Source organism: Actinocorallia aurantiaca, from assembly GCF_039533685.1.
GTDB lineage: Bacteria > Actinomycetota > Actinomycetes > Streptosporangiales > Streptosporangiaceae > Actinocorallia > Actinocorallia aurantiaca.
The window spans coordinates 419,989-433,828 of the sequence record NZ_BAAATZ010000003.1 but is presented as its reverse complement, the minus strand read 5'-3'; the positions used below and the strand labels follow the sequence as shown (position 1 = coordinate 433,828).

Genomic DNA, 13,840 nt, shown 5'->3' with positions numbered 1-13,840 from the left:
CAAGGCTTTGAAGAAAGTTCGCACTGGTGACCTCACGGAAGCAGCGGGAGGGAGCCGTTGCCGGACGACTTCTCGGTGGAGGTGGACTTCTTCTTCTTGTCCTTCGACGAGGCCGCCGGCTTGTCCTTGGAGGGGTCGCCGACGCTCATCGGGAGCGGGATGAAGTTCTGGATGTAGCTGTCGAACCACCGGCCGGAACCGGTGACGTCGGCGAACTGCCGCCCGTAGGAGGCCATCAGCTGCAACGACCTGTCCAGGTTGTCCCGGTTGTCGAGCAGGACCTTGGTGACCTTCTGCAGGTTGGCCAGCAGGGGCTTGATCTCGTCTTCGTTCTCGTCGATCAGCGCGTTCAGCTGCTGGGCGAGCTGGTAGGTGTTCACCAGCAGCTGGTGGATCACGTTGCGCCGGTTCTGCACCGCCACGAGCAGCTTGTCGCCGTCCTGGAGGAGCTTGACGAGTTCACCCCTGCGGTCGTTGAGGACCCCGGTGACCTCCTTCGCGCGGACGAGCAGCTCGTTCAGCTCGTCGTCGCGCTTGGAGATCGTCTGGGAGATCCGGCGCAGACCGCGCAGCGAGGCCTTGATCTCCTCGGGCGAGTTCTCGAACGTGGTCGCCAGGGTGTCGAAGGACTCCGCGAGCTGCTTCGTGTCGATCGCGTCGATGTTCGTGCTCAGGTCGGCGATCGCCGGCACCACCTCGTACGGGGTGGAGGTCCGGGAGACCGGGATCGGCCTGCCCGGGTCCTGGCGGCCGGAACCGCGCGGGTCCACCGCGAGGAAGTGCGAGCCGAGCAGAGTCTTGATCTTGATGTCGACCTTGGTCTCGTTGCCGATCCGCACCTCCTTGTCGATGCGGAAGTCGACGCGCACCCGGCCGCCGTCCAGTTCCATGCCGGTCACCTTGCCGACCTTGACCCCGGCGATGCGCACCTCCTCGCCCTCGCGCAGGCCCGCCGCCTCGGCGAAGTGAGCGCGGTAGGTCGTCCCGCCGTTGATCAGCGGGAGGGAGTCGATGTTGAGCGCGACGGTCAGTCCCACCGCGATGCCCGTCAGCGCGAGGACGCCCAGGACGGTCGGGTTCTGTTCTCTGAACGGGACCTTCACTGCTTGCACCTCGCGTTCTCGTTGACGAGCTTCGGCGTGTAGTACGCCGGGGCGCCGGGCAACACGATCCGCGCGTCCATGCTGCAGAGGTAGTAGTTGAACCAGGAGCCGTACGACGAGATCCGGTTCAGTTTCTCCAGCCGATCGCTGGTCTGCTCGATCGTGGTGTCGATCGTCTTGCTCTTGTCGCCCAGGGTGCGGGTCAGCTCGCTCAGGCCGTCGATGTCGCTCTTGAGGGAGGGACGGGCGTCCTTGAGCAGATCGGCGGTCACACCGCTCAGCGTGTTCAGCGACTCCAGCGAGTCGAAGATCGCCTCGCGGTCGCCGGCGACCCCGCTGACGAAGCCCTGCAGCTCCTTGATCATCCGGCTGGTCTGGTCGGTGCGGTCGGCGACCGTGCCCAGCACCTCGCTGAGGTTGGTGATGACCCGGCCGATGACCTCGTCGCGGTCGGCGAGCGTGTTGGTCAGCGACGCCACGTGGGTGAGCAGGCTGTTGATCGTCCCGCCCTCGCCCTGCAGCACCTTGATGATCTCGTAGGAGAGCTGGTTGACGTCCTCGGCGTCCAGCGCCTTGAACAACGGGCGGAAGCCGTTGAACAGGACGGTCAGGTCAAGCGACGGCTCGGTCTGCTCGACCGGCAGGAGCTCGCCCGCCCCCAGCATCTCGTTGGAGGCGCCGGGGCCCTCCGACAGCGCCAGGTAGCGCTGGCCGACCAGGTTCCGGTAGCGGATCTGGGCCAGGGTCCCCTTGGGCAGGCCGGAGACGAACGGACCCGACCGGTCCAGCTCGAACCGCACCTGGGCCAGGCTGCCCTTGTACAGCTCGACCGAGGTGACCTTGCCCAGCCGGACGCCGGCCACCCGCACCTCGTCGCCCTCCAGCAGGCCGGTCGCGTCGGTGAAGACCGCGCCGTACTCGCGGGAGTCGGTGAACCGCACGTTGGCGATGGTCACCGCCAGGACGCCGGTGAGCAGCGACGTGAAGAGCACGAACACCAGCAGTTTGATGCCAGAGGAGGCGGTGCGCCTGTTCTCGCTCACTTGATGGTCACCACCGATCCGGTCGCGAGGGGGCCGAACAGCAGGGTCGCGAAGTCGGGGACGTCGGAGACGTCCTCCCGCAGCACGGGCGCCACGAGCGACTTCACCGTGTCGTTCTGGGACGCGTCCTCACCGGGCTGGACGAAGAGGCCGGACATGCCGCGCTTCTTCCACCAGACGTCGTCCTCGGTGCCGTCCAGCGCGACGTAGTCGGGGAAGGGCACCTTGGGGTTGGGCAGGCCGTAGCAGCGCGGCTTGCGGTAGTCGTTCGCCTCCGGCAGGTCCAGCGGGTTCTTGTACGCCGGACGCGGCTTCACGATCTCGATGTACAGGTTGGACGCCGGCTTCCGGCCGTTGCCGAACGCCTCGTTGGCGCGCGGGATCATGATCCCCATGCCGTCCAGGACGCAGGGGAACGACGGCGCGTAGGTGGCCAGCAGCTTCACCACGTCCCTGCTGGCCAGGTTCACGCCGATGATCTTGTTGCCGTTGTCCAGCATGAACCGGTGGGCCTTCTCCGACGTGGAGGTGACCGCGGGGATGAGCGCCTCGATGGCCTCCTCCTTCTCCACGATCGTGGTGCTGGTGACGTTGATGTTCTTCAGCACCCGCACCAGGTCGGGCGTCGCGTCGGCGTAGATGTCGGAGACCTCGCCGAGGGCCTTGATGTCGGAGACCAGGAGGTTCAGCTTGGGGTTGAACTTGCCCAGCAGCCGGTCCAGCTGCTCCAGGTTCTCGCCGAGCTGGTCGCCCCGGCCGTCCAGGGCGGTGGCGACCGCGGTGAGCGTGGCGTTCAGCTTCTCCGGCTGGACCGCCTGCAGCAGCGGCATCAGGTTGTTGAGCACCTGGTCGATCTCGATGGACTCGGCGGACTTGTCCTGGTGCAGGACCGCGCCGTTGCGGATCGGCTGGGACGGCTGCGCCGGGGCGGCCAGGTCGATGTACTTCTCACCGAAGAGCGTCTTGGGCAGCAGCCTGCCGGTCGCGTTCGCCGGGATGAAGCCGGCCTTGTCCTTCTGGATCGCCAGGTCCATCACCGCGCCCTCGTCGGTGACGCTGATCTTGCGCACCTCGCCGACGATCAGGCCGCGGATCTTCACGTCCGAGTGCTCCAGCAGCTGGAGCCCGGCCTTGTCGCTCATGAAGCGCACCTTGACCACCGGGGTGAAGGCCCGCTGGTAGAAGGCCAGGCACGCCACCACGAACACGGCGCAGACGACGATGAAGGCGATGCCGTACAGGCGGGAGCGGAGTTTGGCTCCCGTTCCAGGGGATGCATGTGTCATCGGTTATCCCGCCACTCTCACACTCGTGCCGGCGCCCCAGATCGCCAGGCCCAGCAGCAGGTCGAGCACGTTGACCATGATGATGCTGGTGCGGACCGCGCGGCCGACCGCGACGCCGACGCCGGCCGGACCGCCGCTGGCGTTGTATCCGTAGTAGCAGTGGATCAGCATGACCAGCGTGGCGAAGATCAGCACCTTCCCGAACGACCAGAGGATGTCCTCCGGCAGCAGGAAGAGGCTGAAGTAGTGGTCGTAGGTCCCGGTCGACTGGCCGTAGACGAAGGTGACCATCAGCCGGGTGCCCAGGTAGGACGCCAGCAGGCCGATCACGTACAGCGGAATGACCGCGATCAGGCCGGCGATCAGCCGGGTGGACACCAGGAACGGGATCGTGGGAACCGCCATGACCTCCAGCGCGTCGATCTCATCGGAGATGCGCATCGCGCCGAGCTGGGCGGTGAAGCCGCATCCGACCGTCGCCGACAACGCCAGGGCGCTGACCAGCGGGGCCAGCTCCCGGGTGTTGAAGTAGGAGGAGATGAAGCCGGTGAAGGCCTCCGACCCGATCTGGTTGAGGGCGTTGAATCCCTGCAGGCCGACCTCGGTGCCGGTGAAGAAGGTCATGAAGCCGACGATCGCCGCCGAGCCGCCGACCACGGCCAGGCCGCCGGTGCCCAGGGACACCTCGGCCAGCAGCCGCATCACCTCGGTCCGGTAGCGGGTGGCCGCCCGGAAGAACCAGGCGAAGACCCGTGCGTAGAAGGACAGCTGCTGGCCGAGGTCGTCCAGATGGTCCACGGGCTTGCGCAGAATGGACACCGTCACGAGCCCTTCGCCGGGACGAACTCGAAGTAGATGGTGCTGATCAAGAAGTTCTCCAGGAACAGCAGCACGAACGTGATGACGACGGTCTGGTTCACCGCGTCGCCCACGCCCTTGGGACCGCCCTTGGCGTTGAGTCCCTTGTAGGCCGCGACCAGGCCGGCCGTGATACCGAAGACGAAGGCCTTGAACTCCGCCTGGTACAGGTCCGGCAGCTGCGCCATGCCGCTGAAGGAGGCCAGATACGCACCCGGCGTACCGCCCTGCAGCATGACGTTGAAGACGTAGCCGCCCATGATGCCGACGACGCTCACCATTCCGTTGAGGAACAGGGCGACGAAGGCGCAGGCGAGCATGCGGGGCACGACGAGCCGGTGCAGGGGGTTGATGCCCAGCACCTCCATCGCGTCGATCTCCTCGCGGATCTTGCGGGCGCCCAGGTCGGCGCACATCGCCGAACCCGCCGCGCCGGCGATGAGCAGCGCGGTCACGATGGGGCTGGCCTCGCGCACGATCGCGATGACACTGGTGGCGCCCATGTAGGACTGGGCGCCCAGCTGGCGGATCAGCCCGCCCATCTGCAGCGCGAGCACCGCGCCGAAGGGGATCGCCACGAGGGCGGTCGGGATCACGGTGACCCCGACGATGAACCAGGCCTGCTGGATGAACTCGCGCCACTGGAAGGGCCACTTGAACATGGCCCTGAAGACGTCGAGTACCAGGCCGAAGAACCGGCCCGGTTCCTTGATGAGAATGTTGACCGCGCCGTCGGCGACGGGGCGCAGCCTGCTGGAGGCTGCGCCGGGTCCTGCCGTCGTCATTACCGGATGCCCCCGGCGGGGGTCGCGCCCATGCTCGCGACGTAACGGGGCCACTCGTCGACCCAGTTGCGGCCCAGGTCGTCGATGAACGAGCCGGGCGGCGGGGTGACGCCGTGGGCGCGCAGCCAGGAGCCGGGCGCGTGCTGGGTCGGCCGGACCCTGCCGTCGGAGGGCATCAGCTGCGGCGGGATGGGCGGCAGCTTGCCGGGGTCGTTGCCCGCGGCGGCCTCGGCCTCGAGCTCGCTCACGTCCTTCTCCTCGGACATGCCGATCGGACCGACGCGGCGGGCGTTGAGGAACTGGCGCACGACCGGCTCCTCGGAGGACAGCAGCATCTCGCGCTGGCCGAACATGATCAGTTCGCGGCGGAAGAGCAGGCCGATGTTGTCCGGCACCGTCCGCGCGGTGTTGATGTCGTGGGTGACGATGAGGAACGTCGCGCCGATCTGGGCGTTCAGGTCCACGATCAGCTGGTTCAGGTACGCGGTGCGGACCGGGTCCAGACCGGAGTCCGGCTCGTCGAAGAGGATGATCTCCGGGTCCAGCACCAGGGCGCGGGCCAGGCCGGCACGCTTGCGCATACCGCCGGAGATCTCGCCCGGGAGCTTGCTCTCCGCGCCGATCAGGCCCACCATGTCCATCTTCTCGAGGACGATGCGCTTGACCTCGGACTCGCTCTTCTTCGTGTGCTCGCGCAGGGGGAAGGCGATGTTGTCGAAAAGGCTCATCGAGCCGAACAGCGCGCCGTCCTGGAACAGGACGCCGAACAACTTCCGGGTCTCGTAGAGCAGGTCCTCCGGCAGTTGCGGGAGGTTGCGGTCACCGATCCACACGTTTCCGTGCTCCGGCTTGAGCAGGCCCACCAGGGTCTTCAGGAACACGGACTTGCCCGTGCCCGAAGGGCCCAGGAGGACCGAGATCTCACCTGTGGGAAGTGTCAGGGAGACATCCTCCCAAATGGTCTGTCGGCCAAAGCGTTTGGTCAGTCCTTCGACCCGAATCTCGACGCCCACTCGTCACCTCTCGTCCAGCCGGGGGGATTCCGGATCCATGAGCGAGTAGAAGCTCCACGTCACTCAGCGCGTCCGCCTCGTGGCTACCGGCCGGTAGCTTCCAAGCCGGATCCCCCTAACTTAGTGCTCTCACCACAAAAGGGAAGAGGCCGGAACCAAGTTCTGGGGGCGAAAGCGACGCTGTAAGTTAATCGTTACTTATGCCACATCTGAGACTACTGGGGTGTTGACCAGCACTTCAAGGTGGTAGGGCGGCCCTCGCGAAAGCACCCGGCAACGACAGTTGAGGCGGGAAGCACTACTTATCAGTCAGGTGATAAACGCGTTCGACGTTTCTGGTGGCGGCGGCGACAAAGCGAACGGCCGGCCGCCCCCGGAGGGGTGACCGGCCGTTCGACCGAGGTAAAAGGTGTTACTTGACCGTAACAGAAGCGCCGGCAGCCTCGAGGGCGGCCTTGGCCTTCTCGGCGGTCTCCTTGTTGACCTTCTCCAGCAGCGCCTTCGGCGCGCCGTCCACCAGGTCCTTGGCCTCCTTGAGGCCGAGGCTGGTCAGGGAGCGGACCTCCTTGATGACCTGGATCTTCTTGTCGCCGGCACCCTCGAGGATGACGTCGAACTCGTCCTGCTCCTCAGCGGCCTCGGCCGGGGCGCCGGGACCGGCGACACCGGGGGCGGCAACCGCGACCGGCGCGGCGGCCTTGACGTCGAAGACCTCTTCGAACTGCTTCACGAACTCAGAGAGCTCGAGAAGGGTCATCTCCTTGAAAGCGTCGAGCAGCTCGTCGGTGCTGAGCTTCGCCATGATTTTCCTCCGTCTGGCTTCTTACTTCAGTCTTACGACCACGGGATGGGGACCCGGCCTATTCGGCCGAGGCCTCCTCGGTGACGGTCTCGCCGGCCTCGGCGCGCTTGGCGCGCAGGGCCTCGGAGAGCTGTGCCATCTGCACCGGCAGCGCGTTGAACACCGCAGCCGCGGCACTCTGCTTGGCCTTCAGCGCGCCCGCGAGCTTCGCGAGGAGAACCTCGCGCGGCTCGAGGTCGGCCAGCTTGGTGACCTGGTCGGCGTCCAGCGACTTGCCGTCGAGGTAACCGCCCTTGATCACGAGCAGAGGGTTCGCCTTGGAGAACTCGCGCAGGCCCTTGGCGGCCTCGACCACGTCGCCCTTGACGAACGCGATCGCCGAAGGGCCCTGGAGCAGCGTGTCCAGGCCCTCGACGCCGGCGTCCTTCGCGGCGATCTTGGTCAGCGTGTTCTTCACGACGGCGAAGTTCGCCGTGTCACCGAGGCTGCGGCGCAGCTCCTTGAGCTGAGCCACAGTGAGCCCGCGGTACTCGGTCAGAACGGCGGCGCTGGAGCTCTCGAATTCACCCTTGAGCTCAGCGACGACCGCTGCCTTGTCCGCCCTCGCCATGGGACTCCTTCCAACTGGGACCATCTCCGCGTGTGTGCGGAGAGAAGTCTGATCCGCCGGACAAAGTCCCTGAAACACACAAAACGCCCCGGCGCAGATGCACACGGGACGTCACAGAACGGGAAATCACTGTGAAGCTCGGGTTCACCTACGCGGGCCGCCCTGAGTGTCTCAGGATCCTTCGGCTGCCATGCGGCAGCAACCAGCGGTCTTCGGCAAGCAACAGAGTACGGCATGTCGAGCACACGTACCAAATCCACTGGCGCATGCCGTCGGCATGCGCCAGTGGATCCTGATGTCAGGAGAGCTCGATGTCAGAAGAGCTCGATGTCAGAAGAGCTCGATGTCAGGGGAGCTTGATGTCGCCGACCTGGTCGGCCGGGGGCGCCTCCACCGAGACGGGCTTGCCGTAGTCGCGGAAGACGACCGTCACGTTGAACTGCTTGGCCTCCGACGTGGTCACCTTCGTGAGGATCTTGCGCGGAAGCTCCTTGCCGTCCACCCAGACGTCGAACCCGAGGCTCTCCGAGCCGTTGCTCAGCTGCTCGGCGGTCTGGCGGAGCCCGGGGTCGTAGTCGACCATCGCCTTCTTGACGTCGACCGTGCCCTGGTAGTGCGTGGTCTCCACCCCGTCGATCTCCTCGGAGCCGACCTTCTTCACGTCGGTCGAGGAGGAGAGGATCTTGGTCAGCTTGGCCGGATCGGCCTGGTCGACCTGCTTCAGCAGGTCCTGGGGGTTGAAGCCCGCCGCGTCCGCGGCCTGCCCCAGCGTGATCTTCATCCAGGGCTTGCCGGAGTTCAGGAACTGGCTCAGCTGGGGGTTCTGCACGTAGACGGTCTCGTCCAGCAGGACCACCCGGGTGCCCCCGGTCCCCACCGTCACCCCGCCGAAGGACAGCTGCTCCAGGTTCACCGAGAAGGCCGGCGACGGCTTCGTCCGGAACGACCCGGTGCCGCGCACCGAACCCGACCCGTCGACCGTGAGGTCCGCGGTGAACGTCTCGACCTCCGCCGACCTGGTGGCCGTGCGGTCCAGTACCTGGGAGGCGCTCAGATTGACCGTGTTGTCCGGGCCGCTGGAAGCGGTCGTCTCCCCGTCGCACGCGGTGAGGGACAGCAGGAGGAGGGTGCCTGCCGCGGCACCTGACGCGATCTTCATCATGTTCCCAGTCTCCTCGCCGACGGACTCCGCCACATCCCCCGGCGGAACCAACCTCACCTCCGGGGCTATCAGACCTTAGACGGACAAAGGCCCCCGGGGAATCCCCCGGGGGCCTTCGTTCTCGCGGAGCGTGTTACGCGTTCGCCTCGTCCAGCTCGGCGGTGAAGCCGCGGACCACGGTCGGGTCGACCGGGATGCCGGGCGCCATCGTCGAGGTGACCGTCACCTTCTTGAGGTAGCGGCCCTTGGCGGCGGACGGCTTGAGCCGCATGATCTCCTCGATCGCGGCGGCGTAGTTCTCCACCAGCTGGCGCTCGTCGAAGGACGCCTTGCCGATGATGAAGTGCAGGTTCGCGTGACGGTCCACGCGGAACTCGATCTTGCCGCCCTTGATCTCGGTGACCGCCTTGGCCACGTCCATCGTCACGGTGCCGGTCTTGGGGTTGGGCATCAGGCCGCGCGGGCCGAGCACCCGGCCCAGACGGCCGACCTTGCCCATCATGTCCGGAGTCGCGACGACCGCGTCGAAGTCCAGGAAACCGCCGGAGATCTTCTCGATCATGTCGTCGGAGCCCACGAGGTCGGCGCCGGCCGCACGGGCCTCGTCCGCCTTCGCGCCACCGGCGATGACCAGCACGCGGGCGGTCTTACCGGTGCCGTGCGGCAGGTTCACGGTGCCGCGGACCATCTGGTCGGCCTTGCGCGGGTCGACGCCGAGGCGGGTGTTCACCTCGATGGTCGCGTCGAACTTGGTGACCGTGGTCTCCTTGGCGAGACGGACCGCCTGCAGCGGCGCGTACAGCGCGTCCTTGTCGATCTTCTCCGCTGCGGCGCGGTAGCTCTTGCTGCGCTTCATGCTGCTCCCCTTTCACGGGAGTTCGTGGTCCGGGCCGCGCGGGCCCTTCCACTGAACGGGTGTGTTACTTGACCTCGATGCCCATGGAGCGGGCGGTGCCAGCGATGATCTTCGCCGCGGCGTCGATGTCGTTGGCGTTGAGGTCCTTCATCTTGAACTCGGCGATCTCGCGGAGCTGGGCCTGGGAGATCGAGCCGACCTTGGTCTTGTGCGGGACCGCGGAGCCCTTGTCGATCCCGGCGGCCTTGAGGATCATCTGCGGGGCCGGCGGGGTCTTGGTGACGAAGGTGAACGAGCGGTCCTCGTAGATCGTGATCTCGACCGGGATCACGTTGCCGCGCTGGGCCTCCGTGGCGGCGTTGTACTGCTTGCAGAAGTCCATGATGTTGACGCCGTGCGGACCGAGGGCGGTACCGACGGGCGGCGCGGGGGTCGCGGCACCGGCGTTCAGCTGGACTTTGACGAGGGCTGAGATCTTCTTCTTCTTCGGAGGCATGATCGCCTACCTTCCGTTCCAGATTGTTTCGGCTCCGACTCCTGCACTCACAGGCAACATCCCCGGCTGGAACGTGAGCCGGGGATGTTGGAGCCCTGAACCCCCACCTGCGTGGGGAAGATTGAACCTTGACGACCGCGGAATCCGCGCCGGTCCGCCCCGCCCGAGCGGGGACTCGTCAAGGATACCCGTTAAAGCTTCGAGACCTGGTTGAACGAGAGCTCGACCGGGGTCTCGCGGCCGAAGATGGAGACGAGCACCTTGAGCTTCTGGGTGTCGAGGTTGATCTCGTTGACCGTGGCGGGCAGCGTGGCGAAGGGGCCGTCCATGACGGTGACGGACTCGCCGACCTCGAAGTCGACGGTCGCGGCGAGCTTGGTGCTGGCGGCCTTCGCGGCCGGGGTCTGCTCGGCGGGCACGGGGGCCAGCAGCTTGGCGACCTCGTCGAGGCTGAGCGGGGAGGGCTTGTTCGACAGGCCCACGAAGCCGGTGACGCCCGGGGTGTTGCGGACCGCGCCCCAGGACTCGTCGGTCAGGTCCATGCGCACCAGGATGTAACCGGGCAGGACCTTCTCGTTGACCTTCTGCCGCTTGCCGCCCTTGATCTCGGTGACCTCGTGCTGGGGCACCTCGATCTGGAAGATGTAGTCCTCCATGTTGAGGGTGACGGTGCGGGTCTCGATGTTGCTCTTGACCCGGTTCTCGTAGCCCGCGTAGGTGTGGACGACGTACCACTCGCCCACCTGCATGCGCAGCTCGCGCATGAACTCCTCGTGCGGGTCGACGACGGGCTCGGCCTCCGCCTCCTCGGCGGACTCGACCTGCTCGGCCTCCTCGGCCTGAGCCTCTGCGCCTTCGAGGCCCTCGACGGGCTCGGCGGGCGCGTTCTCGGAGGTCTCCTCCGCCTCCTCGGCCACCTGATCCGACAGCGGCTCCGGCTGGAGCTCGTCGTGGAACTGCGACGACTCGGACACGGCAGTGACTCTCTCTCTAGGTGAAAACCTGGGTCGGAACGGTATGCGCTCTGCCCGCTGCGGGTCCGCTGGGACTCAGCCGGCGAAGAGGGCGTAGATACCCTTCTGAATTCCCCAGTCGAGCAGAGTGACGATACCGATCATGAACAGCACGAAGACCAGCGACACGATGGTGTAGTTGACCAGTTCCCCGCGGGTCGGCCAGATGACCTTGCGGAGCTCACCGACGACCTGACGGATGAAGAGAAGGGGGCTGGTGCGCTTGCGCTTCTCCGGCTTTCCCTTGTCCTCGGTCGCGGCGTCGCGAGTCTCAGTCGCCATCTCACCCTCGTTCGGATTGATCGTCCGACACGGCACGTTCCGCCGCGCGTGGTACTCACCCTATGCGTGCTCACGTGCAGCTGGGAACGTGAAGCTGCTCCGCAGGGCAAGAGGGACTCGAACCCCCAACCGCCGGTTTTGGAGACCGGAGCGCTACCAATTGCGCCATTGCCCTTCAGCAGGCGTGCTCGAGACACGCGCCACTAGAAAGAGAAGCATACGTGCCCGGACGCCTCACGTCGAACTGGAATCCCCGCGCCTGGTCACGGGTAGTCCTTCCGGGTGGCTTCCGGGTGGTTCGTGAGCAGGTCAACAGAGTGAACGGAGCCTGACCGGGCAGGATTACCTGATGGATCGTTCAGCGCGCACCGGCACGCGTTCAGCTGCGGGCAGTGCGCCGTCAGGCGCACGTCCACTCGCGGAGCGCCGGGATCTGTCCCAACTGCCGAAAGCACACCTCCACCTGCACTTCACCGGGTCGATGCGGCACTCGACGCTGGTCGAGCTGGCCCTGCGGCACCGGGTCCAGCTGCCCGAGTCGCTGGTCTCCGAGTGGCCGCCGGCCCTGCGCGCCACCGACGAGCGCGGCTGGTTCCGCTTCCAGCGCCTGTACGACCTGGCCAGGTCGGTGCTGCAGACCCCCGCGGACCTGCGCAGGCTGGTGCGCGAGACCGCCGAGGACGAGGCCTCCGAGGGCTCGGGCTGGCTGGAGATCCAGGTGGACCCGTCCGGGTACGCCCACCGCTTCGGCGGGCTGACCCCGACCCTCGAGCTGGTGCTGGACGCGGTCCGGGAGGCCGAGCGGGCCACCGGGGTGGGCATCGGCGTGATCGTCGCGGCCAACCGCACCCGGCACCCCCTGGACGCCCGGACGCTGGCCCGGCTGGCGGTCCGGTACGCCGGGCGCGGCGTGGTCGGTTTCGGGCTCTCCAACGACGAGCGGCGCGGCCGCCCGTACGAGTTCGAGCGCGCGTTCCGCATCGCCAGGCGCGGCGGGCTGCTCTCGGCGCCGCACGGAGGGGAGCTGCAGGGCCCCGAGTCCGTGCGCCCCTGCATCGACCTGCTGGGCGCCGAGCGGATCGGTCACGGGGTGCGCTCGGTGGAGGATCCGCGGCTCGTGGAGAAGATCGCGGAGCGCGGCGTCACCCTGGAGGTCTGCCCCGCCTCGAACGTCTCGCTGGGGGTCGCCAGGAGCGTCGGGGAGGTGCCGGTCCGGCGGTTGTTCGAGGCGGGCGTGCCGATCGCGCTGGGGGCCGACGACCCGCTGCTGTTCGGCTCGCGGCTGACCGCCCAGTACGAGCTGGCCCGCAGCGAGCACGGGTTCACCGACGAGGAGCTGGCCGAGCTGGCGCGCTGCTCGATCCGGGGCTCGGCCGCGCCTCCGGGGGTGCGCAAGCAGCTCCTGGAGGGCGTCGACGACTGGCTGGCGAAGGTCCCCGGGCCCCGCGCCGCGGCGGACGCCTCAGCCCGGTAGGCCCTCGGCCCCGGCGGTCTCCTCCAGCGAGAGCCCCACGAAGACGGGCTCGTTGACGAGAGTGACGCCGAACGCCTCGCGGACCCCTTCCCGGATCTCGCGGGCGAGGGCCAGCAGGTCCCTGGCGGTGCCCTCGGGACCGGGGTTGGTCAGGGCCAGGGTGTGCTTGGTGGACAGCCGGACCGGGCCCCTGGCGTGGCCCTTGGCGAAACCCGCCCGGTCGATCAGCCAGGCGGCGGAGGTCTTGGTGCGGCCGCCGGGCTCGGGGAAGGCGGGGAAGCCCTCGGCCCGCTCGGACAGGAGCCTCAGCTCCTCCTCGGTGAGGACGGGGTTGGTGAAGAAGCTTCCGGCGCTGCGGGTGTCGGGGTCGTCGGGGTCGAGGACCATGCCCTTGCCCCGGCGCAGGGCGAGGACGGCGTCCCTGGCGTCCTGGAGGGGGACGGCGCCGCCGGGCTCCACGCCGAGCCTCCGTGCGAGTTCGGCGTACTTGACCGGGCGCGACTCCCCGGTCTCCTCCAGCTGGAAGGAGACCGAGAGGACCACGTAGCGGTCGTCTCCCTTGAAGACGCTGTGCCGGTAGGTGAAGGCGCACTCCGCGGGGGTGAAGGCGCGGACGCGCCGCTCCCTCCGGTCGTAGACGCGGACCCCGGCGATGGTCTCGCTGACGTCCTGCCCGTAGGCGCCGACGTTCTGGATGGGTGTGGCGCCGACCCGCCCGGGGATCCCCGACAGGCACTCGATCCCGCTGAGCCCTTCGGCGACGGTGCGGGCGACGAGGGCGTCCCACTCCTCGCCGGCCTGGGCCGTCACCAGGCCGTTCGAGATCGTCACGCCGCGGGTGGAGACGCGGACGACGGTCCCGGGGAACCCCTCGTCGCAGACCACGAGGTTGCTCCCGCCGCCCAGGACGAGGACCGGCTCCCCCGCCTCGTCGGCGGCGCGGACCTGTTCGACCAGGGCGTCCTCGGTGCTCGCCTCGATGAAGGTGCGGGCCGGCCCGCCCAGCCTCAGCGTGGTGTATCCGGCGAGCAGCACATCCTGGCAACGCACGTTCATT

At 67.6% G+C, this 13,840-nt stretch carries 15 protein-coding genes and 1 tRNA gene; 1 reads left to right on the top strand and 15 read right to left on the bottom strand.

Annotation, left to right across the window (positions count from 1 at the left end; genetic code table 11):
* Positions 1–32: 32 nt before the first annotated feature.
* From ABD327_RS05235 to ABD327_RS05170, 14 genes are all read right to left on the bottom strand, one after another.
* A complete protein-coding gene (locus tag ABD327_RS05235) occupies positions 33–1,103 on the bottom strand; it encodes an MCE family protein (RefSeq protein WP_344448986.1) in 1,071 nt (356 codons plus the stop codon).
* Entirely contained in the window at positions 1,100–2,146 is a 1,047-nt protein-coding gene (locus ABD327_RS05230; protein ID WP_344448985.1) for an MCE family protein, read from the bottom strand. The genes ABD327_RS05235 and ABD327_RS05230 overlap by 4 nt, the downstream gene beginning before the upstream one ends.
* On the bottom strand, positions 2,143–3,432 hold the full coding sequence (locus ABD327_RS05225) for an MCE family protein (RefSeq protein ID WP_344448984.1): 1,290 nt from the start codon (positions 3,430–3,432) through the stop codon (positions 2,143–2,145). The genes ABD327_RS05230 and ABD327_RS05225 overlap by 4 nt, the downstream gene beginning before the upstream one ends.
* A gap of 3 nt (positions 3,433–3,435) precedes the next feature.
* Positions 3,436–4,257, bottom strand: coding sequence for an MlaE family ABC transporter permease (locus ABD327_RS05220; protein ID WP_425547064.1), 822 nt, complete (start codon positions 4,255–4,257; stop codon positions 3,436–3,438).
* Positions 4,254–5,075 (bottom strand): MlaE family ABC transporter permease, encoded by an 822-nt coding sequence (locus ABD327_RS05215; protein ID WP_344448983.1) that lies wholly within the window; start codon positions 5,073–5,075, stop codon positions 4,254–4,256. The genes ABD327_RS05220 and ABD327_RS05215 overlap by 4 nt, the downstream gene beginning before the upstream one ends.
* Complete coding sequence (locus ABD327_RS05210; RefSeq protein ID WP_344448982.1) at positions 5,075–6,088, bottom strand: ABC transporter ATP-binding protein; 1,014 nt, start codon at positions 6,086–6,088, stop codon at positions 5,075–5,077. The genes ABD327_RS05215 and ABD327_RS05210 overlap by 1 nt, the downstream gene beginning before the upstream one ends.
* A gap of 412 nt (positions 6,089–6,500) precedes the next feature.
* Complete coding sequence (gene rplL, locus ABD327_RS05205; RefSeq protein WP_344448981.1) at positions 6,501–6,890, bottom strand: 50S ribosomal protein L7/L12; 390 nt, start codon at positions 6,888–6,890, stop codon at positions 6,501–6,503.
* 58 nt (positions 6,891–6,948) lie between these two features.
* Complete coding sequence (gene rplJ / locus ABD327_RS05200; RefSeq protein ID WP_344448980.1) at positions 6,949–7,500, bottom strand: 50S ribosomal protein L10; 552 nt, start codon at positions 7,498–7,500, stop codon at positions 6,949–6,951.
* Positions 7,501–7,846: 346 nt separating this feature from the next.
* The gene (locus ABD327_RS05195; RefSeq protein WP_344448979.1) at positions 7,847–8,662 is read right to left on the bottom strand and encodes an SCO4651 family lipoprotein; all 816 of its coding nucleotides are present in this window, start codon (positions 8,660–8,662) and stop codon (positions 7,847–7,849) included.
* Between the two features lie 133 nt (positions 8,663–8,795).
* A complete protein-coding gene (gene rplA / locus ABD327_RS05190; RefSeq protein ID WP_344448978.1) occupies positions 8,796–9,518 on the bottom strand; it encodes a 50S ribosomal protein L1 in 723 nt (240 codons plus the stop codon).
* Between the two features lie 64 nt (positions 9,519–9,582).
* The gene (gene rplK, locus ABD327_RS05185) at positions 9,583–10,014 is read right to left on the bottom strand and encodes a 50S ribosomal protein L11 (protein ID WP_344448977.1); all 432 of its coding nucleotides are present in this window, start codon (positions 10,012–10,014) and stop codon (positions 9,583–9,585) included.
* A 191-nt stretch (positions 10,015–10,205) separates the two neighbouring features.
* Positions 10,206–10,988, bottom strand: a complete 783-nt coding sequence (nusG, locus tag ABD327_RS05180) for a transcription termination/antitermination protein NusG (protein WP_344448976.1) — start codon at positions 10,986–10,988, stop codon at positions 10,206–10,208.
* A gap of 75 nt (positions 10,989–11,063) precedes the next feature.
* Entirely contained in the window at positions 11,064–11,309 is a 246-nt protein-coding gene (gene secE, locus ABD327_RS05175) for a preprotein translocase subunit SecE (RefSeq protein ID WP_344448975.1), read from the bottom strand.
* Positions 11,310–11,411: 102 nt separating this feature from the next.
* Positions 11,412–11,484, bottom strand: a tRNA-Trp gene (locus ABD327_RS05170).
* A 174-nt stretch (positions 11,485–11,658) separates the two neighbouring features.
* On the opposite strand from ABD327_RS05170, the gene ABD327_RS05165 reads away from it, so the two are divergent.
* Complete coding sequence (locus ABD327_RS05165) at positions 11,659–12,783, top strand: adenosine deaminase (RefSeq protein ID WP_425547062.1); 1,125 nt, start codon at positions 11,659–11,661, stop codon at positions 12,781–12,783.
* Here the strand turns inward: ABD327_RS05165 and ABD327_RS05160 are convergent.
* A complete protein-coding gene (locus ABD327_RS05160; RefSeq protein WP_344448974.1) occupies positions 12,772–13,839 on the bottom strand; it encodes a UDP-N-acetylmuramate dehydrogenase in 1,068 nt (355 codons plus the stop codon). The genes ABD327_RS05165 and ABD327_RS05160 overlap by 12 nt on opposite strands.
* Position 13,840: the final 1 nt, after the last annotated feature.

What these genes read in the sequence shown, in the direction of transcription:
- ABD327_RS05225 (WP_344448984.1), bottom strand. Translation starts at nt 3,432, where the DNA reads ATGACACATGCATCCCCTGGAACGGGAGCCAAACTCCGCTCCCGCCTG.
- ABD327_RS05215 (WP_344448983.1), bottom strand. Translation starts at nt 5,075, where the DNA reads ATGACGACGGCAGGACCCGGCGCAGCCTCCAGCAGGCTGCGCCCCGTC.
- rplL (WP_344448981.1), bottom strand. Translation starts at nt 6,890, where the DNA reads ATGGCGAAGCTCAGCACCGACGAGCTGCTCGACGCTTTCAAGGAGATG.
- rplJ (WP_344448980.1), bottom strand. Translation starts at nt 7,500, where the DNA reads ATGGCGAGGGCGGACAAGGCAGCGGTCGTCGCTGAGCTCAAGGGTGAA.
- ABD327_RS05195 (WP_344448979.1), bottom strand. Translation starts at nt 8,662, where the DNA reads ATGATGAAGATCGCGTCAGGTGCCGCGGCAGGCACCCTCCTCCTGCTG.
- rplA (WP_344448978.1), bottom strand. Translation starts at nt 9,518, where the DNA reads ATGAAGCGCAGCAAGAGCTACCGCGCCGCAGCGGAGAAGATCGACAAG.
- rplK (WP_344448977.1), bottom strand. Translation starts at nt 10,014, where the DNA reads ATGCCTCCGAAGAAGAAGAAGATCTCAGCCCTCGTCAAAGTCCAGCTG.
- secE (WP_344448975.1), bottom strand. Translation starts at nt 11,309, where the DNA reads ATGGCGACTGAGACTCGCGACGCCGCGACCGAGGACAAGGGAAAGCCG.
- ABD327_RS05165 (WP_425547062.1), top strand. Translation starts at nt 11,659, where the DNA reads ATGGATCGTTCAGCGCGCACCGGCACGCGTTCAGCTGCGGGCAGTGCG.
- ABD327_RS05160 (WP_344448974.1), bottom strand. Translation starts at nt 13,839, where the DNA reads ATGAACGTGCGTTGCCAGGATGTGCTGCTCGCCGGATACACCACGCTG.